General features: G+C 69.3%; 23 protein-coding genes. 13 read left to right on the forward strand and 10 right to left on the reverse strand.

Going from position 1 to position 24,350, the window contains the following annotated elements; translation table 11 throughout:
- The first annotated feature begins 2 nt into the window (after positions 1 to 2).
- From NV348_RS13330 to NV348_RS13355, 6 genes are all read left to right on the forward strand, one after another.
- Positions 3 to 1,205, forward strand: a complete 1,203-nt coding sequence (locus NV348_RS13330; RefSeq protein WP_447147218.1) for a homogentisate 1,2-dioxygenase — start codon at positions 3 to 5, stop codon at positions 1,203 to 1,205.
- On the forward strand, positions 1,202 to 2,407 hold the full coding sequence (fahA, locus tag NV348_RS13335; protein WP_447147219.1) for a fumarylacetoacetase: 1,206 nt from the start codon (positions 1,202 to 1,204) through the stop codon (positions 2,405 to 2,407). Before NV348_RS13330 ends, fahA begins: the two co-directional genes overlap by 4 nt.
- A 139-nt stretch (positions 2,408 to 2,546) precedes the next feature.
- Positions 2,547 to 4,811, forward strand: coding sequence for an MMPL family transporter (locus tag NV348_RS13340; protein ID WP_447147220.1), 2,265 nt, complete (start codon positions 2,547 to 2,549; stop codon positions 4,809 to 4,811).
- A 194-nt stretch (positions 4,812 to 5,005) separates the two neighbouring features.
- Entirely contained in the window at positions 5,006 to 6,646 is a 1,641-nt protein-coding gene (thiC, locus tag NV348_RS13345) for a phosphomethylpyrimidine synthase ThiC (RefSeq protein WP_447147221.1), read from the forward strand.
- 127 nt (positions 6,647 to 6,773) lie between these two features.
- Positions 6,774 to 6,983, forward strand: coding sequence for a hypothetical protein (locus NV348_RS13350; RefSeq protein WP_447147222.1), 210 nt, complete (start codon positions 6,774 to 6,776; stop codon positions 6,981 to 6,983).
- 64 nt (positions 6,984 to 7,047) lie between these two features.
- The gene (locus NV348_RS13355; protein ID WP_447147223.1) at positions 7,048 to 7,842 is read left to right on the forward strand and encodes a thioesterase family protein; all 795 of its coding nucleotides are present in this window, start codon (positions 7,048 to 7,050) and stop codon (positions 7,840 to 7,842) included.
- Here NV348_RS13355 and NV348_RS13360 read toward each other — a convergent pair whose 3' ends face one another.
- The 4 genes from NV348_RS13360 to NV348_RS13375 form a co-directional block, all read right to left on the reverse strand.
- Positions 7,843 to 8,355 carry an SRPBCC family protein gene (locus tag NV348_RS13360; protein ID WP_447147224.1) on the reverse strand — a complete coding sequence of 171 codons (513 nt, stop codon included), beginning with the start codon at positions 8,353 to 8,355 and terminating at the stop codon, positions 7,843 to 7,845. It lies immediately after the preceding gene.
- A 16-nt stretch (positions 8,356 to 8,371) separates the two neighbouring features.
- Positions 8,372 to 8,701, reverse strand: a complete 330-nt coding sequence (locus tag NV348_RS13365) for an ArsR/SmtB family transcription factor (RefSeq protein ID WP_447147225.1) — start codon at positions 8,699 to 8,701, stop codon at positions 8,372 to 8,374.
- Positions 8,691 to 9,122, reverse strand: a complete 432-nt coding sequence (locus NV348_RS13370; protein ID WP_447147226.1) for an SRPBCC domain-containing protein — start codon at positions 9,120 to 9,122, stop codon at positions 8,691 to 8,693. The genes NV348_RS13365 and NV348_RS13370 overlap by 11 nt, the downstream gene beginning before the upstream one ends.
- A 73-nt stretch (positions 9,123 to 9,195) precedes the next feature.
- On the reverse strand, positions 9,196 to 10,716 hold the full coding sequence (locus NV348_RS13375) for an MFS transporter (protein WP_447151023.1): 1,521 nt from the start codon (positions 10,714 to 10,716) through the stop codon (positions 9,196 to 9,198).
- Between the two features lie 209 nt (positions 10,717 to 10,925).
- Here NV348_RS13375 and NV348_RS13380 point away from each other — a divergent pair, with 209 nt between their 5' ends.
- Positions 10,926 to 12,212, forward strand: coding sequence for a M20 metallopeptidase family protein (locus NV348_RS13380; RefSeq protein ID WP_447147227.1), 1,287 nt, complete (start codon positions 10,926 to 10,928; stop codon positions 12,210 to 12,212).
- On the opposite strand, the gene NV348_RS13385 is transcribed toward NV348_RS13380, so the two are convergent.
- Entirely contained in the window at positions 12,186 to 12,791 is a 606-nt protein-coding gene (locus NV348_RS13385) for a TetR/AcrR family transcriptional regulator (protein WP_447147228.1), read from the reverse strand. The two genes, NV348_RS13380 and NV348_RS13385, sit on opposite strands and share 27 nt — an antisense overlap.
- A gap of 39 nt (positions 12,792 to 12,830) precedes the next feature.
- On the opposite strand from NV348_RS13385, the gene NV348_RS13390 reads away from it, so the two are divergent.
- On the forward strand, positions 12,831 to 14,075 hold the full coding sequence (locus tag NV348_RS13390) for a KasA/KasB family beta-ketoacyl-ACP synthase (RefSeq protein ID WP_447147229.1): 1,245 nt from the start codon (positions 12,831 to 12,833) through the stop codon (positions 14,073 to 14,075).
- A 42-nt stretch (positions 14,076 to 14,117) separates the two neighbouring features.
- Here NV348_RS13390 and NV348_RS13395 read toward each other — a convergent pair whose 3' ends face one another.
- Together NV348_RS13395 and NV348_RS13400 are read right to left on the reverse strand one after the other, a co-directional pair.
- Positions 14,118 to 14,528 carry a VOC family protein gene (locus NV348_RS13395; protein WP_447147230.1) on the reverse strand — a complete coding sequence of 137 codons (411 nt, stop codon included), beginning with the start codon at positions 14,526 to 14,528 and terminating at the stop codon, positions 14,118 to 14,120.
- 85 nt (positions 14,529 to 14,613) lie between these two features.
- Positions 14,614 to 15,261, reverse strand: coding sequence for a TetR/AcrR family transcriptional regulator (locus tag NV348_RS13400; RefSeq protein WP_447147231.1), 648 nt, complete (start codon positions 15,259 to 15,261; stop codon positions 14,614 to 14,616).
- Between the two features lie 89 nt (positions 15,262 to 15,350).
- Between NV348_RS13400 and NV348_RS13405 the strand changes: the two genes are divergently transcribed.
- Positions 15,351 to 16,496, forward strand: coding sequence for an epoxide hydrolase family protein (locus tag NV348_RS13405; RefSeq protein ID WP_447147232.1), 1,146 nt, complete (start codon positions 15,351 to 15,353; stop codon positions 16,494 to 16,496).
- A 104-nt stretch (positions 16,497 to 16,600) separates the two neighbouring features.
- Here NV348_RS13405 and NV348_RS13410 read toward each other — a convergent pair whose 3' ends face one another.
- On the reverse strand, positions 16,601 to 17,749 hold the full coding sequence (locus NV348_RS13410; RefSeq protein WP_447147233.1) for a GTP-binding protein: 1,149 nt from the start codon (positions 17,747 to 17,749) through the stop codon (positions 16,601 to 16,603).
- Between the two features lie 78 nt (positions 17,750 to 17,827).
- Here NV348_RS13410 and thiD point away from each other — a divergent pair, with 78 nt between their 5' ends.
- On the forward strand, positions 17,828 to 18,676 hold the full coding sequence (thiD, locus tag NV348_RS13415; RefSeq protein ID WP_447147234.1) for a bifunctional hydroxymethylpyrimidine kinase/phosphomethylpyrimidine kinase: 849 nt from the start codon (positions 17,828 to 17,830) through the stop codon (positions 18,674 to 18,676).
- 115 nt (positions 18,677 to 18,791) lie between these two features.
- Here thiD and NV348_RS13420 read toward each other — a convergent pair whose 3' ends face one another.
- Complete coding sequence (locus NV348_RS13420; RefSeq protein WP_447147235.1) at positions 18,792 to 19,514, reverse strand: TetR/AcrR family transcriptional regulator; 723 nt, start codon at positions 19,512 to 19,514, stop codon at positions 18,792 to 18,794.
- A gap of 139 nt (positions 19,515 to 19,653) precedes the next feature.
- Between NV348_RS13420 and NV348_RS13425 the strand changes: the two genes are divergently transcribed.
- Positions 19,654 to 20,358: a class I SAM-dependent methyltransferase gene (locus NV348_RS13425; RefSeq protein ID WP_447147236.1), complete on the forward strand. Its 705-nt coding sequence runs from the start codon at positions 19,654 to 19,656 to the stop codon at positions 20,356 to 20,358.
- Here NV348_RS13425 and NV348_RS13430 read toward each other — a convergent pair.
- Positions 20,289 to 20,795: a DUF6790 family protein gene (locus tag NV348_RS13430; RefSeq protein ID WP_447147237.1), complete on the reverse strand. Its 507-nt coding sequence runs from the start codon at positions 20,793 to 20,795 to the stop codon at positions 20,289 to 20,291. The genes NV348_RS13425 and NV348_RS13430 overlap by 70 nt on opposite strands.
- A gap of 136 nt (positions 20,796 to 20,931) precedes the next feature.
- On the opposite strand from NV348_RS13430, the gene NV348_RS13435 reads away from it, so the two are divergent.
- Both NV348_RS13435 and NV348_RS13440 read left to right on the forward strand, forming a co-directional pair.
- Positions 20,932 to 22,209, forward strand: coding sequence for a bifunctional glycosyltransferase family 2/GtrA family protein (locus NV348_RS13435; protein ID WP_447147238.1), 1,278 nt, complete (start codon positions 20,932 to 20,934; stop codon positions 22,207 to 22,209).
- Positions 22,206 to 24,209, forward strand: coding sequence for a glycosyltransferase family 39 protein (locus NV348_RS13440; RefSeq protein WP_447147239.1), 2,004 nt, complete (start codon positions 22,206 to 22,208; stop codon positions 24,207 to 24,209). The genes NV348_RS13435 and NV348_RS13440 overlap by 4 nt, the downstream gene beginning before the upstream one ends.
- Positions 24,210 to 24,350: the final 141 nt, after the last annotated feature.

Consider the following 24,350-nt stretch of genomic DNA (forward strand, 5'->3'; position numbering starts at 1 on the left):
TGGTGGCGTTCTATCGGCAGCTGGGCGATGTTCCCCCGAAGCGGCATACGCAGCATCGGGACGAGCGGGGCAACCTCTACTACGAGGAGCTGATGGGCGAGGAGGGCTTCTCCGGTGACTCCTCGCTGCTCTATCACCGCGGCCTACCGCCCGCGATCGTCGACGCGGCCGTCTGGAAACTCCCCGACCAGTCGCTGACCCCGAATCACCCATTGCGCCATCGGCATCTACGCCTGCCGGACCTGTTCCCCGGCGACACCCCGGCCAGGACCGACCCGGTGACCGGCCGCAGGCTGCTGCTGGCCAATGCCGATGTGCGCATCTCGTACGTAGTCGCCAAGGGCGCGTCCCCGCTGTACCGCAATGCCATCGGCGACGAGCTGGTGTACGTGGAATCCGGTGCGGCCGTGGTGGAGAGCGTGTTCGGCGCGATCTCGGTCCGGCAGGGCGATCAGCTGATCATGCCGCGCGCGACCACCCATCGCTGGCTGCCCACGGGCGAGGAACCAGTGCGCGCGTATGTGATCGAAGCGTCCAGCCACCTCACCCCGCCCAAGCGGTATCTGTCGAAATTCGGTCAGCTACTGGAGAATTCGCCGTACTGCGAGCGCGACCTGCACGGCCCCACCGAACCGCTGCTCGCCACGGGCGAGGAGGTGGAGGTGCTGGTCAAGCATCGGCCGGGCGCGGAGGTGGTCGGCACCAGGATGATCTACGCGACGCACCCGTTCGACGTTGTCGGCTGGGACGGCTGCCTGTACCCGTACACCTTCAACATCTCCGACTTCGAACCGATCACCGGCCGGGTGCATCAACCGCCGCCGGTGCACCAGGTGTTCGAGGGAATCAACTTCGTGGTCTGCAATTTCGTGCCGCGCAAGGTGGACTATCACCCACTGTCGATTCCGGTGCCGTACTACCACTCCAATGTCGACTCCGACGAGATCATGTTCTATTGCGGCGGAAACTACGAGGCGCGCAAGGGTTCCGGGATCACCCAGGGTTCGGTCTCGGTGCATCCCGGCGGCTACGCGCACGGCCCGCAGCCCGGTGCCTACGAACGCAGTATCGGCGCCGAGTTCTTCGACGAACTGGCGGTGATGGTCGATACCTTCCGGCCGTTGCAGCTCGGCGAAGGGGCGCTGGCCTGCGAGGATCCGGCCTACGCCTGGACCTGGTCGGGCCGCGGACCGGGGCTGCGATGAGCGGGCGCCTGCTGCGGGTCGAGGTGGGGCCGGACTCGCTGTTCGGACCGGAGAACCTGCCCTACGGCGTCTTCGCGCCGCCCGGTGGCGGCTTCCGGGTCGGTGCCCGGCTGGGCGATACCGTGCTCGATCTCGTCGCGCTGCTCGGTGACCCGGTCTTCGCCCAGCCGTCGCTGAACGCCTTCCTGGCCTCCGGGCCCGACCACTGGCGAACAGTCCGTGACCGGCTGCGGGAGCTGGCGGACACCGAGCTGCCGATCGAGGCGGTGCACCCGGTCAATGGTGTGGAGCTGGCGCTGCCGGTGCGGATCGGCGACTACGTCGACTTCTACGCGAGCATCGACCACGCCACCAACCTCGGCAGGCTGTTCCGGCCGGACAGTGAACCGCTGCTGCCGAACTGGCGGCATCTGCCGGTGGGCTACCACGGCCGGGCCGGGACTGTCGTCGTGTCGGGAACCCCGATCATCCGCCCGCAGGGTCAGCGCCGGACCGATTCGACCACACCGGATTTCGGGCCGTCGCGGCGGCTGGATATCGAGGCCGAGCTGGGTTTCGTGGTCGGCACCGGGTCGCCGCTCGGTGTCCCGGTGAGCGTCGACGAATTCGCCGAGCACGTCTTCGGCGTGGCCCTGGTCAACGACTGGTCGGCCCGCGATATCCAGGCCTGGGAGTACCAGCCGCTCGGGCCGTTCCTCGGCAAGTCGTTCAGCACGTCGCTCTCGGCGTGGATCACGCCGCTCGCCGCGCTGGCCGACGCCCGGATCCCCCTGGCCGCGCAGTCGCCGGAACCGCTCCCCTACCTGCGCGGCACCGACGACTACGGCCTCGATATCGACCTGACCGTCAGCTGGAACGGCGAAGTGGTCGCGCGCCCGCCCTATTCGCGGATGTACTGGTCGCCCGCGCAGATGCTCGCCCACCTCACCGCCAACGGTGCCTCGGTCCGGCCCGGCGACCTCTACGCCTCCGGCACGATCTCCGGCCCCGACACCGACCAGCGCGGTTCGTTCATCGAACTGTCCTGGGGCGGAACGCAACCCGTCACCGTGCGCGGCGAATCCCGTACCTTCCTGACCGACGGTGACGAGGTGACGATCACCGCCACCGCCCCCGGCACCGCGGGCCGCCGCATCGGCCTCGGCCAGGTCAGTGGACGAATCCTGGCCGCCCGCCCGACCAGCGGATCGGCTACGCAGTAGATCGGTAGCGGTAGCACCGGCGGCAACCACCCAGGGGCGGAGATGATAGTGGTACAACTTCCACCTTGGGGTGGTATCGACCAGAATTCCTAGCGGGCTACGGTGACGGTCGACGTTCCCGAGAGAGAGCCCCCCGACGATGTTGACGAGAATCGCCCGCGCCGCCGTGGGTAGGCCCCGACTGGTGGTCGCGGTCGCGTTGCTGTTGATGATTCTGAGCGGCGCGATCGGCGCCACCGTGCATTCGCACATGAAATCGGGCGGATTCGTCACCGAAGATCTCGACTCGGTGCAGGCGAGCCAGTACCTGAGCGAGCACTTCCCCGGCTCCGAGCCGAACTACGTCCTGCTGGTCACCGCCGAGGACGGCGCGGATTCGGCGGCCGCGCGCGCCGCCGCCGATACCGCGATCGCCCAGCTGCGGAAAGATCCCGGCATCGTCAGCGGTGTGCAGTCGTACTGGACCTCGCGCCCCGACCTGAAGCAAGCCCTGCGCAGCAAGGACGGCAAGCGGGCGCTGATCCTGGCCAGCATCGAGGGCGACGACGCCGAGCTGCCGATCCGCGCGGGCAAGCTCAGCGAGGAAGTACAGGTCGAGGGCGGGCCGGTGACGATCGAGGCAGGCGGTCTGGCCGCGTCGTTCTCCGATATCAACACCCAGATCAGCGAGGATCTGGTGATCGCCGAGGCCATCGCCATCCCGGTGACAGGCCTGCTGCTGGCGCTGGTGTTCGGCAGTGTCGTCGCCGCGGCGCTGCCCATCGCGATCGGCCTGTTCGCCATCGCGGCGGCGCTGGGCATCCTGCGGGTGCTGACCGCGGTCACCGACGTGTCGATCTTCGCGCTGAACATGACCACCGCGCTCGGGCTGGCGCTGGCGATCGACTACAGCCTGTTCATCGTCAGCCGGTACCGCGAGGAGCTGACGGCGGGCGCGACACCGGCCGCCGCGGTGCTCCGGTCGATCCAGACCGCGGGCCGCACGGTGGTCTACTCGGCGCTGGTCGTCGCGCTGTCGCTGTCGGCGCTGCTGGTGTTCCCGCAGTACTTCTTCAAGTCGTTCGCCTACGCCGGTATCGCGGTGGTCGCCGCGGCCACCGCCGCCGCGGTGATCGTGCTGCCCGCGCTGCTCATCCTGGTCGGCACCCGGATCGACGCCGTCGACCTGCGCGCACCGCTGCGCAGAATGTTCCGGCGGGCGCCGCGCGCGGACAAGCAGCCCCAGCACACGTTCTGGTACCGCCTGGTCACCGCGGTGATGAAACGGCCACTGCCGATCGCGCTCGCGACCACCGCGTTCCTGCTGCTGCTCGGGTCGCCGTTCCTCGGCGTCCAGTTCGGCTACCCCGACGACCGCTCGCTGCCCACCGGGGTGGCCAGTCGCGAGGTCGGCGATGTGCTGCGCACCGAGTTCGACGCCGATATGGCCTCGAGCGCGACCATCGTGCTGCCGGAGTTCCGTGGCACCCCCGCCGAGCTGGACGGTTACGCCCTCGCCCTGTCCAAGGTGCCGGACGTGCCCGCCGTGCTCAGCAGCGCCGCCGTCTACCGCAATGGATGGCGAGTGGCCGCGGGCGTACCGGAGATGTCGGACCCGGCGGCGGGCACGTATCTCTCGGTCGCGACCACTCTCGACCCCTACTCCGATGCGGGCCGGACCCAGCTCGACGCGCTGCGGGCCGTCCCGGCACCGTCGAATGCCCTGATCACCGGGCCCGCCGCGCTGAACCAGGACTCCGTCACCGCGATCACCGGCAAGCTGCCGCTGGCCGGCGCGCTGATCGCGATCACCACTCTGGTGCTGCTGTTCCTGTTCACCGGCAGCGTGGTGCTCCCGGTGAAGGCGCTGGCGCTGAACATCCTGTCGCTGGCGGCGACGTTCGGCGCGATGGTGTGGATCTTCCAGGAGGGACACCTGTCGGGGCTGCTCGGCTTCACCGCCACCGGCACGCTCAACCTGGCCATGCCGATCCTCATGTTCAGCCTGGCCTTCGGCGCCTCGATGGACTACGAGGTGTTCCTGCTCTCCCGGATCCGGGAGGAGTGGCTGGCCGGGCCCAAGACGACCGAGGGCAATACCGAGGCCGTCGCCATGGGTGTGGCCCGCACCGGCCGCATCTTCACCGCCGCGGCGCTGCTCATGAGCATCGTGTTCCTCGGCGTGGCGACCTCTGGTGTGTCGATGATGAAGCTGTTCGGTCTCGGCTGCGCGCTGGCCGTGATCAGCGACGCCACCGTCATCCGCGGCCTGCTCGCGCCCGCCCTGATGCGGATGATGGGCACCTGGAACTGGTGGGCGCCCAAGCCACTGGTGGTGCTGCACAACAGGTTCGGGCTGCACGAGGCGGAGGAACCCGCGACCGGCGAGGTCGACCGGCCCGAACCCGCACCAGCCACGGTCTGAGCCGTTCGCGACCCGGCCCGCGGACTTCCCGGGCGGGTCGCGAACCACGGCGGGTATCGTCGGCCCCGGAAAATTTCACACGCCAACGGGGGCTCGCACCAGCGGGCTGAGAGGACGGCTAGCCCATTTCCGGGCGATCAGGGCCGTCGACCGTATGAACCTGACCGGGTAATGCCGGCGTAGGGAGGAACATCATGGGCACAGCCACGTCTTCGACCGGGGCGGTCGACACCGTCACCACCGGGCCGATCCAGGGCAGCGTCAAGCACTACAAAGAGGTCGACGGCCTGCGCATTCCGGTGCGCCGGATCAACCTCACCAACGGTGAGCACTTCGACGTCTTCGACACCTCCGGCCCGTACACCGACGACAACGCGGTGATCGACCTCGAGGCCGGACTGCCGAAGCTGCGCGACGAGTGGGACCGGCCCACCGTCGACGGCCCGCCGACCCAGCTCGCCTGGGCCCGCCAGGGCATCATCACCCCGGAGATGCGCTTCATCGCCGCCCGCGAGGGCGTCGCCCCGGAGCTGGTGCGCGACGAGGTCGCCGCCGGTCGCGCGGTGATCCCGGCCAATCACAAGCACCCGGAGCTGGAGCCGACCATCATCGGCAAGAAGTTCCTGGTGAAGATCAACGCCAATATCGGCAACTCGGCGGTGTCGTCCTCGATCGCCGAAGAGGTCGAGAAGATGGTGTGGGCCTCGCGCTGGGGCGCCGACACGATCATGGATCTGTCGACCGGCAAGAACATCCACGAGACCCGCGAGTGGATCCTGCGCAACTCCCCCGTCCCGATCGGCACCGTGCCGATCTACCAGGCGCTGGAGAAGGTGAACGGCGATCCCACCAAGCTCACCTGGGAGATGTACCGCGACACCGTGATCGAGCAGTGCGAGCAGGGCGTGGACTACATGACCGTGCACGCGGGCGTGCTGCTGCGCTACATCCCGCTGACCGCCAAGCGCGTCACCGGCATCGTCTCGCGCGGTGGATCCATCATGGCCGCGTGGTGTCTGGCCCATCACCAGGAATCGTTCCTGTACACGCACTTCCGTGAACTGTGCGAGATCCTGGCGCGCTACGACGTCACCTTCTCCCTCGGCGACGGCCTGCGTCCCGGCTCCATCGCCGACGCCAACGACGAGGCCCAGTTCGCCGAGCTGCGCACCCTCGGCGAGCTCACCAAGATCGCGAAATCCTATGGCGTGCAGGTGATGATCGAGGGCCCCGGCCACGTGCCGATGCACAAGATCGTCGAGAACGTGCGGCTCGAGGAAGAACTGTGCGAGGAGGCGCCGTTCTACACCCTCGGCCCGCTGGCCACCGATATCGCGCCCGCCTACGACCACATCACCTCCGCGATCGGCGCCGCGATCATCGCCCAGGCCGGCACCGCGATGCTCTGCTACGTCACCCCCAAGGAGCACCTCGGCCTGCCCAACCGCGACGACGTCAAGGTCGGCGTGATCACCTACAAGATCGCCGCCCACGCCGCCGATCTCGCCAAGGGCCACCCACACGCCCAGGACCGGGACAACGAATTGTCCAAGGCCCGTTTCGAATTCCGCTGGCACGACCAGTTCGCGCTCTCGCTCGACCCGGACACCGCCCGGGAGTACCACGACGAGACGCTGCCTGCCGAGCCCGCCAAGACCGCGCACTTCTGCTCCATGTGCGGTCCGAAGTTCTGCTCCATGCGCATCTCCGCCGACGTGCGCGAGTACGCCGAGAAGCAGGGCCTCACCGATGTCGCCGCCATCGAGGCGGGCATGGCCGAGAAGTCGGTCGAGTTCGCCGACCACGGCAATCAGGTCTACCTGCCCGTCGTCTGACGACCCTCAGGTCCCGGGACCGGCCCGGCTCTGCCGCGCCGGTCCCGGCCAAGAGTTGCCCCTGGCATCCTGCGGGCCCAGGATTTCGGGGGCTTTCCTTGCTGGGCTCGGTCAGTAGGGTTCTTGCATGTCAGCTCGCACGAAACGTTGTGTCGCCGGCGCCGTCGTGGCCGCCGCCCTGTCTCTCGCCGCCCCGCTCGGTACCGCCCAGGCGGCATCCCCGGTCGCCGACTCCGGATCCTCGTCCATCGGCTGTACTTCGGACACCAGCCCGTGTGTCCTGCGCCCGCTGTTCGACCTGATCACCGCCCTTTCCACGGGTAGCGCCCAGGCCTGAGCCCAGATCCCGGACACCGGAGCACGGCGGAGCCCGGATCGTTGTCCGGGGTAACGTCGGTGCGGTGGCCGATGCCTTCTACCTCCCCGACCCGGCGGATCCGAACCGCTACCTGTCGACCGAGCTGACCAGGGGACCCTGGTCACCGGACGCCCAGCACGCCGGGCCGCCTTCGGCGCTGCTCGGGCATGTCATCGAGCGGTGCGAACCGCGGCCCGGCTTCCAGGTCGGGCGGGTCGCGGTCGAGATCCTCGGGCCGGTGCCACTCGCGCCGCTGACCGCGCGGACGAAGGTGGTGCGGTCGGGGCGCAGCGTCGAGCTGATCGAGGCGACCCTGTCGTCGGATCGCGGGCCGGTGCTGCAGGCCACCGCGTGGCGGCTCAAGGTGGCCGACCCGCCGCTGGACCTGCCCCAGGAATTCCTGCCGACCGGCTCCCGGCCGGAGCCAACGGCGGTGGAGCCGCAGGCGTTTCCGTCCGATCAGGAGATCGGTTTCCACACGGGCATCGAATATCGTTTCATCACAGGCTCTTTCGCGGCACCGGGACCGGCGGTCTGCTGGATCCGGTTGAAGTACCCGATCGTCGCGGGCACCACCCCGAGCCCGTTGGAGCGCACGCTCGCGGCGGCCGACTCGGGCAACGGCGTGAGCGCCGTACTCGACTGGTCGAAGTACCTGTTCATCAATACCGACCTCACCGTCACCCTGCACCGGCAGCCGGTCGGCGAATGGGTGTGCCTGGACGCGGTGACCCATCCGCAGCCGCACGGCATCGGCCTCGCCGAATCGGCGTTGTTCGACGAGACCGGGCCGATCGGGCGCAGCACGCAGACACTGCTCATCGCGCCGCGCGGCTGATCAGCGCAGGGCGTCCAGGTTCACCAGGTCGTCGTTGCCGTGCTTGCGCAACTCCGATTCCGCGGTGCTGGTGCGGCGGTACGGATCGCCCTGGCCGGTGGTGAGCAGACCGCGCAGGCTCGTGGTGATGTAGGCGCCCCAGGCGTTGGAGCACACCTCGTAGCATTCGCCCGTGGGCACCAGACCCGCATGGGTGAAACGGACTTCGGTGCCGTCCGCCGTTTCGGTGATGTCGAAGACGACGTCGGTGTTCTCCCACTCGGTCGTGTCCTCGATGAAGGACAGGTGCGAGTCGGTGACATGCCAGACCAGTCGGCGACCGGGCACCGACTCGGTGGTCGTCATGGTGCAGCGGTGGATGCCGGGCACCTCGAAGAGGTAGCTGTCGCCGACCGTGCCGGTGGCGCCCTCGATGGTCTCCGACCACCAGCCCCAGACATTGTTGACGGCGGCGAACACCTCGGTGGGGGTCTTGTCGACGGTGATGGTTGCGGTGAAATCGTTGGTGCTCATTGCTTTTCCTTCCGGCTCAGCCGTCCAGGTGTCGGCGGAGCGCGTCCATAGGGCCGTCCCAATCACGCGAGAGGGCGGCCAGGAATTGTTGTGCCACTTGCATCGGCGCGGAGTCGAGGCGGTAGCGCACGCGTCGGCGCTCACCCGGCTCCGGGGTCACCAGGCCCGCATCGGTCAGCAGGGCGAGGTGTTTGGCGATCGCCTGACGGGTGATGGGCAGGCGATCGGCGAGGTCGGTCGCGGTGGCCGGGCCGTGCGCGGCGAGCGAGGCCAGAATCGACCGCCTGCTCGGATCGGCCAGTGCGACGAAGACCCGTTCGGCGGTGGCCTCGAGCTCAGGCCGCATCGAGGTACTCGACGAGCTCACCCAGCTCGCTCTTCCAGCCGCCGACATTGCCCTCGAACGCCGCCTTGTGCGCGTCCTCCGGCAGCTGCGCGAAGCCGGTTTCGACGACCGTGAGCCGGGTGCCGTCGCCGTGCGGTTCGAGGGTGAACTCGACGTAGGTGCGGCGCGGGTCCTCGTCGGGCAGGCCGTTGATCGGCCAGGTGTAGCCGAACACCGTCGGCTCCTCGACCCGTTCCACCCGCATGTCGGCGGTGAAGCCTTCCTTCCAGGTCATCCGCATGTCGCCGCCCGGGCGCAGGTCGATCTCCGCGGTATTGCCGAACCAGCTCGCGAGCCCCTCGGCGGTGGTGATCGCCGCCCACACTTTGGCGGGCGGGTGGGCGAGCTCGACGGTCCGCACGATCTGATCAGGGAATCCCATGGTGTTCTCCTCAGTCAGTAGCAACCAGTTGGTTGCAATTCAGAGTATGGCAACCAATTGGTTGCGTCAAGGGTCAGTGCCCGCCGGTGACCCGGAAACCGCGCGGGACCAGCCACACCGTGCCGACCGCGACCAGCGCCATCACCACCGCCGAGATATACGACGTCGTGGTCAGCGCGGTGTCGAAGGCATGACTCGCGGCATCGACCACCTGCGTGTGCGCCGGTTCGGGCAGCTCGGTGGCCACCTCGTACGCCCCGCCGACCGAGCCGCTCGCCTGCTCCACCTTGTCGGCCGGGACCGGCAGGTCCACCATGTGCCGGCTGAAGATCCTGGCGTGCAGGCTGCCGAGCAGCGCGACGCCGAAACCGACGCCGACCTCGTAGTTGGTCTCCTCGACCGCGCCCGCCTGACCCGCCCGATCGGCGGGCACCGCGCCGACGAGAACCGCGGCGGCCGCGGTCACCGCCATGCCGTCACCGAGCCCGAACGACACGAGGACCAGCGCCACCACCGGATACGTCGTCGGCTCCGGGCTCACCGCGAGCAGCAGGAAGCCCAGCGACACCGCGCCGAGGCCGACGCCGAGCACGGTGCGGACACCGAACTTGTCCATCAGCATCGGCGTCAGCAGCGAGGCGGTGAGCAGGGTGAGCGCGGCGGGCAGCATCCGGATGCCGGCCTGGGACGGGCTGTAGCCGTGGACGTACTGCAGCCACAGCGAGACCAGGAACATCGCCGCGCCGATCGCCATCATGGCAAGCAGGGTCGCGACGGCGGCCGCGGTGAACGCGCCGTTGCGGAACAAGCGCACGTCCAGCAGCGGGTCCTCGGCGGTGAGCTGGCGGCGGACGAACCAGACCATCGCACCGATGCCGACCAGCAGGATCACCCAGTCGACCTGTCCCGCTTCGCCTTTCGCGAGATGCTTGATGCCCCAGGCCAGGCACACGATGCCGAGCATGGACAGCGCCGCGGCAAACCAGTCGAGGCTGCCCGCCTGCGGCGCACGGTATTCCGGCAGCACCCACAGCCCGACCACCACGGTCACCAGCACCACCGGCACATTGAGCCAGAACGCCGAGGCCCAGCCGAAGTGCTCCACCAGGAACCCGCCGACGATCGGCCCGACCGTCGCGCCGACACCGGCGACCGCGGCCCAGATCCCGATGGCCATGGTGCGTTCGCGCACATCGGTGAAGATGTTGCGGATCAGCGAGAGCGTCGAGGGCATCACCATGGCGCCGCCGATGCCGAGCAGTACCCGCCCGCCGATCAGCTGGGCCGCGCTCCCGGCGGTCGCCGCGACCACAGAGGCGACGCCGAAGAGCACGAAACCGCTGATGAACAACAGCTTTCGGCCCACCCGGTCGCCGAGCGCGCCGGTGGTGATGAGCAGACCGCCGAGCACGAGGCCGTAGATGTCGATGATCCACAGCTGCTCCATCGGCCCGACCTGGAGGTCGTCGATGAGCGACGGCAACGCGACATTGAGGATCGTGGCGTCCATCGCGACCAGCAACAGGCTGGCGCACAGCACCCCGAGCATCACCCAGCGCACCGAACCGTAGGTCTTCGTGGTCTCGTCCACCATCCGCCTCACCCGCCGATTCCTGATCACTGACCGGTTTCCGGATCCGTGGCGCTCGATCCGCTGCTCAACCTACCCAGTCGCCGACGGTTCCGGCCGGAGCGCAACCCGACACCGGGCAACCGGCCAGTTGCCCGGCAATGCCGTCACGTCGCCGTAAGATCTGTCCCGCTCGTGTTTCCCGGGGGCGAGGCGACGGAGGCGAGAAACCGATGTCCGAGAGCTCGATCTACGACCAGTTCGACAAGGGCGCGGCCGCCGTGGCCGACCAGGTCGTCGCCTGGCGGCACCACCTGCACCAGAACCCGGAACTGTCCAACCGTGAGGTCGACACCGCCGCACTCGTCGCCGACCACCTCAGGTCGTTGAATCTGGACGAGGTTCGAACCGGCATCGCCGGACACGGTGTCGTCGGTGTGCTCAGCGGCGGCCTGCCCGGTGACAAGGTCATCGCGTTGCGCGCCGACATCGACGCCCTGCCGGTGCCGGACGAATGCGGTGTGTCGTTCGCGTCGACAGTCGTCGACGACGACTATCCCGGCGGGCCGTTCCCGGTGTCACATGCCTGTGGACACGACTGCCACACGGCGATGCTGCTCGGCGCGGCCACGGTCCTGGCCGGGGCCCGCGACCGACTGCCCGGCACCGTGCTGTTCGTGTTCCAGCCCGCGGAGGAAGGTCCGCCGGTCCAGGAGAAGGGCGGCGCGCGGGAAATGCTCGCCGAGGGCGCGCTGGACGATCCAGCGCCCACGATGGCATTCGGCTTCCATGTCACGCCGTATCCCAAGGGCTACATCGGTTATCGCGTCGGCAACCAGTTCGGCGCCTCGAGCCTGATCAAGATCGTCATCACCGGCGAACAGGTCCACGGGTCGACTCCGTGGATGGGCATCGACCCGATGCCAGCGGCAGGCGCCGTCCTCACCGGGATCGGGCAGCTCTACCGCCAGCTCAACGCTTTCGACCCGATCACCGTCACCATCGGTCACATCGAGGACGTCGGACGATTCAATATCATCGGCCGGACGGTCACCCTGTGGGGCACTATCCGGTGTTCGGTCGAAACCGATATGTCGCAGGTGCGGCAGCGGCTCGAAACGCTGGCCACCCACTCCGCCCAGGCGTACAACTGCACGGCCACGGTGGAGTACCTGCAAGACGTGCCCGCCGTGCACAACCGGCAACCCTGGGTCGACGCGGCACTGCCGACCCTGCGCAGGGTCGTCGGCGACGAGCGGGTCGTATCCACCACTCCCACTCTCGGATACGACGACGTCTCCGAGTTCGTCAACAAGTACGGCGGCCTCTACGTCACCCTCGGCGTGCAGGACACCGAATTCGGCGGCGTGGCCGGGCTGGAGCCGGTGCAGGGCGGGCGGGGAATGTACATGAACCACAACCCGCGCTTCTACGCCGACGATGACACGCTGGCCACCGGGGTGCGTCTGCATACCTACATCGCGTACGACCACTTACGCGGAGCAGTCGTCCCCCGGTGACGACGGCTCTCCGCGCACCCGCTCGGGAAGCACGGCGTCGATGAGGGCGCGCGCGGCCCGGCCGGTGCGTTCCCGGTCGCCGGTGATCACCCGATCCTGCAGGATGCCGCGCAGTCCGGAGACGAGCAGGGTCGCGACCACCTCGGCGTCCGCGGCCATCTCGATGCGGTGCAGCGCGGCCGCGAGCTCGGTGACGAACGTGGCGATCGCCGCGTTCGCGTAGTCCTGGTACGGCGAATCGGGGGCACACGCCGCGCCGAGTACCTGCAACAGCACACGCACGCTGTCGGCCTCGGCGCCCTCGGCGTTCAGGTCGAAGAAGCCGGTCAGCCGGGCGCGCAGCTGCGCGGGCTCGGTGACATCGGCGAACACCGCCGCGAGGTCGGGCCGCTGCGTCGCCAGGGCCTGGACCAGCAGTTCCTCCTTGGTCTCGAAGTAGTAGATGAGCATCCGCGAGCTGGTACCGAGGGCGGCGGCGAGCGGGCGTAGCGACAGCTCGGCCAAGCCGTGCGCGGCGATGTATGCCACGACACCGGCCAGCAGTTCGGCGCGTTTGCGGTGGTCGAGTGGACGAGCCATGGGTTGACTGTAGCGACTGCTACAGGTATTCATGACGGCGTGACTGTACCGATCGCTTCAGAAACTCGGGCCGGTGTCGTGGTGACCGCGTACGCGGCGACCACCGCTCTCGCCGACACCATGGACGAGACCTGGTCGCGCCTGCTGCGCGGGGACAGCGGAATCCGCGCGCTGGCACCGGAATTCCTCGCCGAACACGACCTGCCGGTCCGGATCGGCGGACCGCTGGTCACCGCACCCGACGCCGAACTCACCCGGATCGAACAGCGCAGGCACTCCTACGTCGAGCGGATGGCACTGGTCCTCGGCAGGCAGGTCTGGGCGGCGGCGGGCGCGCCGGAGGTCGATCCCGAACGGCTCGCCGTGGCCATCGGCACCGGGCTCGGTGGCGGTGACGCGCTGCTCGACGCCGTCGACGCGATGCGGGCCGGCGGCTACCGCAAGGTCTCGCCGCTGGCCGTGCCGATGGTGATGCCCAACGGACCCGCGGCCACCGTCGGACTCGAGATCGGCGCGCAGGGCGGCGTTTTCGCGCCGGTCTCGGCCTGCTCGTCGGGGTCGGAGGCGATCGCGCACGCGTGGCGGCTGATCAGTACCGGCGAGGCCGACGTGGTGGTCACCGGCGGCGTGGAGGGTCACATCGACCCCGTTCCCATCGCGGGCTTCGCGATGATGCGGGCCATGAGCACCCGCAACGACGAGCCGGAGCGCGCCTCACGGCCGTTCGACCGCGACCGCGACGGATTCGTCTTCGGCGAAGCGGGCGCGCTGCTCGTGCTCGAATCCGAACAGCACGCGCGGGCACGCGGTGCGCGGATCCACGCCAGAGTGCTCGGCGCGGGCATCACCTCCGACGCCTTCCACATCGTGGCCTCCGATCCGGCAGGGGCGGGTGCGGCCAGGGCGATGCGCAAGGCGATTCACACCGCGGGACTGCGGGATTCCGATATCGACCACGTGAACGCGCACGCGACCTCGACCTCGGTCGGCGACGCCTCCGAAGCCGCGGCCATCACCGCGGTCACCCCCGACGCCTCGGTGTACGCGCCGAAATCAGCGCTCGGTCATTCGATCGGCGCGGTGGGCGCGTTGGAATCGGTCCTCACGATCTTGAGTCTGCGCGAGCAGATCGTCCCGCCCACACTGAATTTCGACCATCCCGACCCGGCGATCGAGCTCGATGTCATCGCGGGCGCGGCACGTGAGCAGCGCATCGACTACGCGCTCAACAACTCGTTCGGCTTCGGCGGCCACAACGTCGCCCTGGCGTTCGGGAAAGCGTAGCGGCGACGCCGACCAGGATCCGCGGCAGCGCGCCGGGCCGGATCAGCCGGCCCGCGACGAGATCTGCTGGACCGCCCAGCCGTTGCCGTCGGGATCGCTGAAGAAGACGAAGCCGACATTGTCGAGCGGATGCGGTGTCGGCCGGGGGTTCTGGCCGAGGGACTGCACGTCGGTGACCTCGACGCCGCGCGCCACCAATTCGGCGTGCGCCCGCTCGATATCGGGCACCACCAGCTGGAGTCCTTTCAGCGAGCCGGGCGGCATCTCGGGCACGGCACCCTTGCCGATGACGATCGAGCAGCCCGAACCCGGCGGGGTGAGTTGCACGATGCGTACGTCGTCGGAGATCACGGTGTCGTGGTCGACGACGAAGCCGAGCCGATTCGCGTAGAAATCCTTGGCCCGGTCGATATCGGAGACCGGGACGATCACGACTTCCAGGGTCCAGTTCACGAGGTGCCTCCCGAGGTGCGGTTCGGTCACGCGGTGGTGCCGAGTCTGCCACCGGCACGGGCTCGATGCGGGCCGAACGGGCTGCTCACAGCCTGCGCTCCCAGCGCCAGGCGTATTCACCTTCGGCCGGTGGCGGGCCGGGCAGGTCGCCCTCGGCGGTCATGCCGTCCAGCAGCAGTGCCAGTACCCGCTGCCGCAGCTGCGCGGTTCGGACCGGATCGGGCATGGTCACCGCGGCGCATGCCTCCAGCAGCAGCCCGACGTCCTGCGGATCGAAATCGGCCCGCAGGCGTCCGCTCGCGTGGGCCCGGCGCACCAGCTCCGCGCCCGCCTCCCCCGAGTGGATGACGTCGGGCAGCATCGCCTCGTCGGGGGTGAAGGTGCCGGCGAGCTTCACCGTCAGCGAGTGCACGTCGGCCTCGACCACCCGTTCCAGGAAGCCGACGAATCCGCGCCACCCGTCGGGATCCGCCAGCGCCGCATCGGCTTCGGCGTTGAACCGGCGCAGTCCCTCGTGGCACAGCGTGCGCAGCAGCACCTCCTTGCTCGGATAGCGCCGGTAGAGGGCGCTGATGCCGACGCCGGCGCGTTCGGCGACGGCCGCGATCGGCGCGGTCGGATCGTCCAGGAACACGGTGCGGGCGGCGTCGAGGATGAGTCCGTCGTTGCGCGCGGCTTGCGCCTTGCGGCCGGACAGGCGGGGCTGAGCTGCGGTTTCGGTCTGCTTCGGCATGAATCCGAGAATACCACTTGAAACGGAATGATCCGTTCTGCTACCGTTGGAACAGAACGAAACATTCCGTTTCACAACAAGGAGTCGCCATGACCGCCACGGCCACCATCACCCCCTTCCGCATCGACGTGCCCCAGGCGAAGCTCGACGACCTCGCCGCCCGCCTGCGCGGCACCCACTTCCCGGACGAGCTGCCCGGCGTCGGCGATGCCTACGGCGTCCCGGCCGCCCGCGTCCGCGCTCTCGCCGAGTACTGGCTCGAGGAGTTCGACTGGCGCGCACTGGAATCCGAGCTGAACGCGTACCCGCAGTTCACCACCGAGATCGAAGGCGAGAACATCCACTTCCTGCACATCCGGTCCTCGCGGGCCGACGCGACGCCGGTGATCCTCACCCACGGCTGGCCGGGGTCGATCCTCGAGTACATCGACGTCATCGCGCCGCTCACCGAGCCGGAGTCGGCCGAGGATCCGGCCTTCCACCTGGTCATCCCGTCACTGCCCGGCTTCGGCTTCTCCGGCCCGACCCGCAGCACCGGCTGGAACCGCTACCGCACCGCCCGTGCCTGGGCCGAGCTGATGGCGCGCCTCGGCTACGAGCGCTACGGCGCCATCGGCAACGACGGCGGCTCGATGGTCTCCCCCGAACTCGGCCGGATCGCGCCCGAGCAGGTACTCGGCGTGCACGTCACCCAGCTGTACTCGTTCCCGTCCGGCGATCCGGCCGAGTTCGAGGGCATGTCGGAGGCGGACATGGCCGCGCTGGCGCACCTGCAGTGGTTCCACGAGAACAAGATGGCCTTCAACACCCTGCACAGCCAGCAGCCGCAGACCCTGGCCTACGCCCTGGCGGACTCGCCGGGCGGGCTGCTCGGCTGGAACGCCCAGCTGTTCGGCGAGTCGATCGACGCGCAGTTCGTCATCGCGAACATCGCGCTGTACTGGCTCACCGGCACCTCGGGCTCGTCGCTGCGGTTCTACTACGAGGACGCCCACGCCACCGAGCACCCGACCGAGCCGACCACGGTGCCGACCGGGCTGGCCATGTTCGCCGGTGACTTCCAGTCGATCCGCCGGTTCGCCGAGCGCGATCACCGCAATATCGTCAGCTGGAACTCCTACGACACCGCCGCGACGACGGGCGGCGCGAACGACGCGGCCGGGCACTACGCCGCGCACGAGGCGCCCGAGGTGCTGGTCGGCGACATCCGCCGGTTCTTCGCCGGCCTCGCCTGATTCGGCTTCGGTGCCGCGGCCCACGCTCCCCTCATCGGTGCGTGGGTCGCGACCCATTCGAATCATGCACCAGCGCAGTGGTATACGCGCACCAAAGAACACAATCAGTGATGCTCGTGCAGGTCACCCCAGGCCGGGAAGGGATCGGCGAAGCCGGCCCACCCGGCCGGACCCGCGGCGAACTCCGCGTCGGTGAGCAGCGCGGCGTCGAGTGCGCGCCGGACCGCGGCCGCGTCCAGGCGCACGCCGATGAACACGATCTCCTGTCCCGCGGGCACCTCGAGCGAGGACCACCACGCGCCCGGCTCGAAGGTCAGGTTGGGACCGGCCTGCGACCAGATCGCGGCCAGCTCGGGACGACTCGCGATCCAGCAGAAACCCTTGCTGCGCAACATCCCCCGCAGCCCGGACAGCGCGTCGGCGAGCCGGTCCGGATGGAACGGGCGGTCGGCGGTGTAGGTGAGACTGCTGATCCCGTATTCCTCGGTCTCGGGAGTGTGGCCACCCGCCAGCTCCTCGGCCCAGCCCTCGGCCTCGGCGGCCACCACCGGGTTGTAGCGGCCGGTGGCGAGCACCTCGTCCAGCCCGACCACGCCCTTCTCGGTGCGCAGCACGTGCGCCCGCGGGTTGAGTCTGCGGACGGTCGCCTCCACGGTGGCCGCGGCGTTCGCGCTCACCAGGTCGGTCTTGTTGATCAGCAGGACGTCGGCGAACTCCACCTGGTCGACCAGCAGATCCGCGATCGTGCGCGCATCGCCCTCGCCCGCTTCGAGTTCCCGCTCGGCCAGCGCCTGGCCCTTGACCAGCTCGGCCAGGAAGGTCGACGCGTCGACCACGGTCACCATGGTGTCGAGCCGGGCGAGGTCGCCGAGGCGGAACCCGTCCTCGAACTCCCAGTCGAAGGTGGCGGCCACCGGCATCGGCTCGGAGATCCCGGTCGACTCGATCACCAGCTGGTCGAACCGGCCGTCGCGGGCGAGCCGGGCGACGGCCTCGATCAGGTCCTCGCGCAGCGTGCAGCAGATGCAGCCGTTGGTGAGCTCGACCAGTTTCTCCTCGGTCCGGTCGAGATGGCCCTGGCCCGCGACGAGCGCGGCATCGATATTGACCTCGCTCATGTCGTTGACGATGACCGCGACCCGGCGGCCGTCCCGGTTGGCGAGGATGTGGTTGAGCAGCGTGGTCTTGCCCGCGCCGAGGAAGCCGGACAGGACGGTGACGGGCAGATGCGCGGTGGGGGCGGAGTTGGTCACGATTTAATGATAATGGTTTTCATTTGCCGTTCGCGGGCGGGGTCCGGCGAACCGCGCGCCCGGTCGTAGGGTTGGGGCGTGAAGATGTTGCCGCTGACCCCCGATGGCCAGACCCCCGTTCGCGCGCTCACCATCGCGGGCACCGACTCCGGTGGCGGCGCGGGCATCCAGGCCGACTCGCGGACGATGGCGCTGTGCGGGGTGCACGCGTGCGTGGCGGTGGCGGCGGTGACCGTGCAGAACACGGTGGGCGTCAGCGGATTTCACGAGATCCCGCCGCACATCGTGGCCGATCAGGTGCGGGTGGTCGTCCGCGATATCGGGATCGGCGCGGCCAAGACCGGCATGCTGGCCTCCACCGCGATCATCGAGGCCGTCGCCGCGGTGTGCCGCGAGGTCGGAATCGGGCGCGACGCCGCCGTGCCGCTGGTGGTCGACCCGGTCGCGGCCTCGATGCACGGCGACCCACTGCTGCACGCCGAGGCGCTCGACGCGGTGCGCGACACCCTCATCCCGCTGGCCACGGTCGTCACGCCGAATCTCGACGAGGTCCGCCTGATCACCGGCATCGAGGTGGTCGACGACGCCACCTCCCGCAAGGCCGCCGAGGCGCTGCACGCGCTGGGCGCCCAGTGGGCGATCGTCAAGGGCGGGCACCTGCGCTCCTCGGAATACAGCACCGACCTGCTCTTCGACGGCGACACCTTCCGCGAGTTCACCGCGCCGCGCATCGCCACCGGCAACGATCACGGTGGCGGCGACACCCTCGCCGCGGCCATCGCCAGCGCGCTCGCCAACGGCTACTCGGTGCCCGACGCGGTCGCCTTCGCCAAGGAGTGGACCTACCGCTGCCTGGTCGCCTCCTACGACCTCGGCGCGGGCCACGGGCCGGTTTCCCCGCTCTGGCGACTGCGTACCGACGTCTAGCGTGGCGTCGCGAACTTGTCGGTGGGCGGGTTCATACTGAATCCATCGCACCCACCACCGGTTCCAACGACGTAACCGGCGAGAACAACGGAGTTCGCCTCGGGCGCGACGACTTTCAGCCGACCACGAACGCGTCGCGCAACGGCTGCGACGGGTCGATCCTGACTCCGTTGAAGCGCGCGTGCGCCAAGGCCAGCGCCGAGATGCTCTCGGCCAGATATTCGACGAATCGCTCCACCGGCATCGCCGAGACCTCACGCTGATTCGCGCCGAGCCACCAGTCCGTGGCCGAGGCCACCGCGCCGAAAATCGAATAGTTCACCAATTCGATCCCCGCCACGTCGATCGATTCGGTCGGCAGCAGACCGGCGAAGAATTCCGCGGCGCGCCGCGCCGATTGCCTGGCCGCGACCAGCGCCCGTTCCGTTTCCTTGGCCTGCTGACTGAAATGGCTGTGCAGCATGAAACGGAAGACGTTCGGATGCTCGGAGACGACGGCCACGTATTCGGCGGCCGCGCGACGGACCAGGTCGGCGACGGAATCGTCGGTGAGATTCACCCCGCTGAGCACCCGTTCCCACAGCATGTCGCGGACCCGGTCGACGATCGCGTTGTAGAGATCGGTCTTGTCCTCGAAATGCCGGTAGAGCTTCGGCTTGGCCGCGCCGGCTTCCTTGGCGATATCGCCCATGCTCACATCGGGGCCGACCCGATCCAGCGCGCGGAACGCGGCGTCGACGAATTCGATCCGGACCTGCACACGATGTTCGCGCCACCGCTCGGTCCGCGCGTCGACACGACGGACCGGCTCGTCTGCCTTCCGGTAACCGCGCGTCACGGTCAGCAGCTTATTGGCGCGGTCGGCCCGGGTGCTGCGCGGGGCGACTTTTGCCGAACCGGCAATCTTTCTTGCGGGATTTTCCCGCTCTCCCGCACCATCGAATCGTCTACGCGTCCGCCGACCGACAGGAGCCCCGATGACCGAGACCGCGCCGACCCCCGAACAGTTCTGGGAGGACTTCTACCGCGAACGGGACCAGATCTGGACCGGCAACGCCAACAAGACCCTGGTCAGCGAGGTCACCGAGCTGACGCCGGGCACCGCGCTCGACCTCGGGTGCGGCGAGGGCGGCGACGCGATCTGGCTGGCTCGGCAGGGCTGGCAGGTCACCGCGGTCGACGTCTCCGCGACAGCGATGGAACGCGGTGCCCGGCACGCGGCCGACGCGGGCGTGCGGATCACCTGGGAGCGCCACGACTTGCAGACGAGCTTCCCGACGGGCACCTTCGACCTGGTCTCCGCGCAGTTCCTGCACTCCCCGGTGGAACGCCCCGACGAGCGCCCCACCATCCTGCGCAGGGCCGCCGCTGCCGTCGCGCCCGGCGGCGTACTGGTGATCGGCAGCCACGCGCACTGGCCGACCTGGGTGAGCACCCCGCCGCACGACGTCTCCTTCCCCACCATCGAGCAGATGCTGGCGCAGCTCGACCTCGGCCCCGAGTGGCAGGTGGAGACCGCCCGGCCTGATCACCAGCCCGTCGACCAGCCCCGACGGCGTCGAGGGCGAACGCGCCGACAGCGTGCTGCGCGTGCGCCGCGGCTAGCGGAGAGTCAGCCGCCCCGGGTACCCGCTGCGGCTTTCGGCACCGCGTCGCCGTTGCTTCGTCGCGACAGCACATAGAGCGCCCACATGACGATCGGCAGGAGGATGTCGGTCCACAGCGGGATCCCGATGTTGTACGGCTTGGTGTTGTCCTCGGCCACCCAGAAGTAGACGTGCCCGGCCGCGTCGCCCCAGTACTGGATGGTCAGGACGACGATCGTGCACAACCAGAAGTAGCCGCGGAACCAATAGGCCATGATGCCGACCACGCCGATGGCCAGGTCGCCCATCGCGTTCTCCCATTGGAAGCCGCCGTCGCCCCGCGTGTAGCCGATCTGCTCGGCGACCTGGGCGCCGTCGAAGATGTGGGCGGCGGCGCCGAGAACCGAGGCGACCCCGACGACGGCCACCATCCACCAGACCATGTGGATGTCGGCCGCGGGGCGGCCGGGCTGACGCCGGCTCTGTACGAACCCGCCGACGAGGGCGACGAGTACCGCGATGACGGTAGGCATCCGAGCGCCTCCATGCCTCGAGTCGAGTACTGTTCGAGCAGGTAGACGAGCTTTTCCAGTGTACCCTCGCGGATCCCCAGGAACCTCCCAGCTCGGTCCCAGCTGAGTGGCAGCGCCGCCGTCGAGGGTGGGTGGCATGACCCAGACCGAGGCCGAGCCACAGCCCACGCAGAGCAGCCGCGCGCCGGTGCTCGACGTGGTGATTCCCGTCTACAACGAAGAAACCGACCTGGGCGTGTGCGTGCGCAGGCTGCACGCCTACCTGCGGGACGGGTTCCCGTTCACCGCCCGGATCACGATCGCCGACAACGCCAGCACCGACGCCACGCTCGAGGTGGCGCGGCTGCTGGCCGCCGAGCTCGACGGCGTCGGGGTCCTGCACCTGGACGCCAAGGGCCGCGGCCGGGCGCTGCGGGCGGCGTGGGCGGGGTCGGACGCGACGGTGGTCGCGTACATGGACGTCGACCTGTCGACCGATCTCAACGCGCTGCTGCCCTTGGTCGCGCCGCTGGTGTCCGGCCATTCCGACCTCGCGATCGGCACCCGGCTCGACGCGTCGTCCCGGGTGGTGCGCGGACCCAAGCGCGAGATCATCTCCCGCGGCTACAACCTGTTGCTGAAAACTACGCTGCGCGCGCACTTCTCCGACGCGCAGTGCGGTTTCAAGGCGGTGCGCACCGAGGTCGCGCGTGAGCTGCTGCCGCTGGTACGGGACGGGGAATGGTTCTTCGACACCGAACTGCTGGTGCTGGCCGAGCGCGCGGGGCTGCGCATCCACGAGGTGCCCGTCGACTGGATCGACGATCCCGACAGCCGGGTCGACATCGTCGACACCGCCCGCAAGGACCTGCGCGGCATCTGGCGGCTCACCAGGGCACTGGCCACCGGTGCGCTCCCGCTGGACGAGCTGCGCGCCGCCGTCGGCCGCGAGCCGCTGGTGGCGGGAGTGCCCCTCGGGATGATCGGGCAGCTGGTCCGTTTCGCGATCGTCGGCGTGACCTCGACGCTGGCCTACATCGTGCTGTATCTGCTGCTGCAACCGCTGCTCGGCGGGCAGGGCGCCAATCTGGTGTCGCTGCTGCTCACCGCGGTGGGCAATACCGCGGCCAACCGCGCGTTCACCTTCGGTGTGCGCGGGCGCAGTGACGCGATGACCCACCAGTTCCAGGGCCTGGCGATCTTCGGGTTCGGGCTGACGATCACCAGCGGCTCGCTGTTCGCGCTGCACCGCTGGGCGCCCGACGCCCCGGTCGCGGTGGAGCTCGGCGTGCTGGTCTTCGCCAATCTGGTCGCGACACTGGCCCGGTTCGTCGGACTGCGCTGGGTGTTCCGCAACGCGGGCACCGACCGCGCCGCGGCGAATCCCGCTCTGCACCTGCCCGGCACCATGGACTCGGTGGAGGCGCGCCGATGACCACCACCGTCGCCCCGCCGTCACCGACCGCGACCCCCGACACCGCGCCGCGCCGACAGCGCTGGGAATTACCGGCATTGGCGGTTCTGCTGCTCGGCACCGCCATCGCCTACCTCGTCAACCTCAGCGCCAACGGCTGGGCCAACGACTTCTATGCCGCTGCCGTGCAAGCGGGTTCGCAATCGTGGGAGGCGTTCTTCTTCGGCTCCTCCGACGCGGCCAATTCGATCACCGTGGACAAGCCGCCCGCCTCGCTGTGGGTGATGGAACTGTCGGTGCGGCTGTTCGGGCTCAACAGCTGGAGCATGCTCGTTCCGCAGGTGCTGCTCGGCGTCGCGACGGTCGCGGTGCTGTGGGCGACGGTGCGCCGATCCTTCGGGCCCGCAGCGGGATTGATCGCGGGCACAGTGCTCGCGGTGACACCCGTCGCGGTGCTGATGTTCCGGTTCAACAACCCCGATGCCCTACTGGTGCTGCTGATGACGGCGGCCGCCTGGGCGATGACCCGCGCCGTCGCGGACGGGCGCTGGCGCTGGCTGCTGCTCACCGGCGGCCTGATCGGCTTCGGCTTCCTCGCCAAGCAGTTGCAGGTGCTACTGGTGGTGCCCGCGCTCGCGCTGACCTACCTGTTCGCGGGCCCGCCGAAGCTGGGCAAGCGGATCGCGCAGCTGTTCGCCGCCGGCGCCGCGATGGTGGTCGCGGCGGGCTGGTGGCTGCTGACAGTGGAGCTGTGGCCGGCCGACCAGCGGCCGTGGATCGGTGGGTCGCACGAGAATTCGATCATCGAGCTGACCCTGGGCTACAACGGGCTCGGCCGGTTGAACGGCAACGAGCGCGGCAGCGTCGGACCCGGCGGTGAACTGCCCGCCGGCGGCAACGGCATGTGGGGCAGCACCGGGATCACCCGGCTGTTCGAGCCAGCGCAGGGCGGTCAGATCGCCTGGCTGATCCCGGCCGCGCTGGTGGCCCTGGTCGCCGGACTCGTCCTCTGTGGACGGGCGCCGCGGACCGACCGGCGCCGGGCCGCGCTGATCCTGTGGGGCGGTTGGCTGCTCGTGACCGGCCTGGTATTCAGCTACATGGCGGGGATCTTCCACCAGTACTACACGGTGGCTCTCGCGCCCGCCGTCGCCGCGCTGGCCGGCATCGGCGCGGTGCAGCTGTGGGGTGCGCGCGACCGGCTGTGGGTCCGCCTGGCGTGCGCTCTCGCCATCGGACTCACCACCGCCACGGCATGGATGTTGTTGTCGCGCAGCGCTTCCTTCCAGCCGTGGCTGCGCTGGACCATCCTGGTGCTCGGCGTACTCGCGGCCATCGCCGCCGCCTTCCCCTTGGCCCGCAGGCAAGCAGTGATCGCCGCGATCGCCGCCGCCTTCATCGGGCTGGCCGGGCCTGTCGCCTACTCGATCGACACCCTGGCCACCGCGCACTCCGGTGCGATTCCCTCCGCCGGGCCGGATGCCGGTGGGATGCACGGGTTCGGTGGCCAGGGTGGGCCGGGAATGTTGCCCGGCGGTGATGGGCGGATGGGGGCGACGCCCGGTGCCGACGGTGCGTCCTCGCCGGGCGGTGCGCGGCCGGATGGCGGTGCGAGCCGGCAGGGTGGTGCCGGTGACCAGATGATGGGTGGGCCCGGCGGACTGCTCGGCGGCTCGCGTCCGAGCGATCGGATCGTCAGCCTGCTCGAGCACAACGGCGAGAACTACACCTGGGTCGCCGCGACGGTGGGTTCCAACAGCGCCGCCGGATACCAGCTGGCCACCGAACTGCCGGTGATGCCGATCGGCGGGTTCAACGGCAGCGATCCCTCCCCCACCCTGGAGCAGTTCCAGCGCTACGTCGCCGAGGGCGAAATCCACTACTTCGTGGCGGGCGGCCGGGGCGGCCCCGGCGGGGACAGCACGTCGACCAGCTCGGCGATCACCGCCTGGGTGACCGCGAACTACACCGCGACCACGGTGGACGGCGTGACGCTGTACGACCTCACCCAACCGAAATAGTCGGCGGGGCCGAATATCCACAACCGCAACACCACTCGAGGCCGGGCCGGGTCGGATCCCCGTGATCCACCGGACCCGGCCTCGATGCCGAGTCGGCCCGCCACCGCGATCGTCTTCCGCTCACCCATGATCCGCACCCTC

This window comes from Nocardia fodinahabitans (assembly GCF_052983615.1).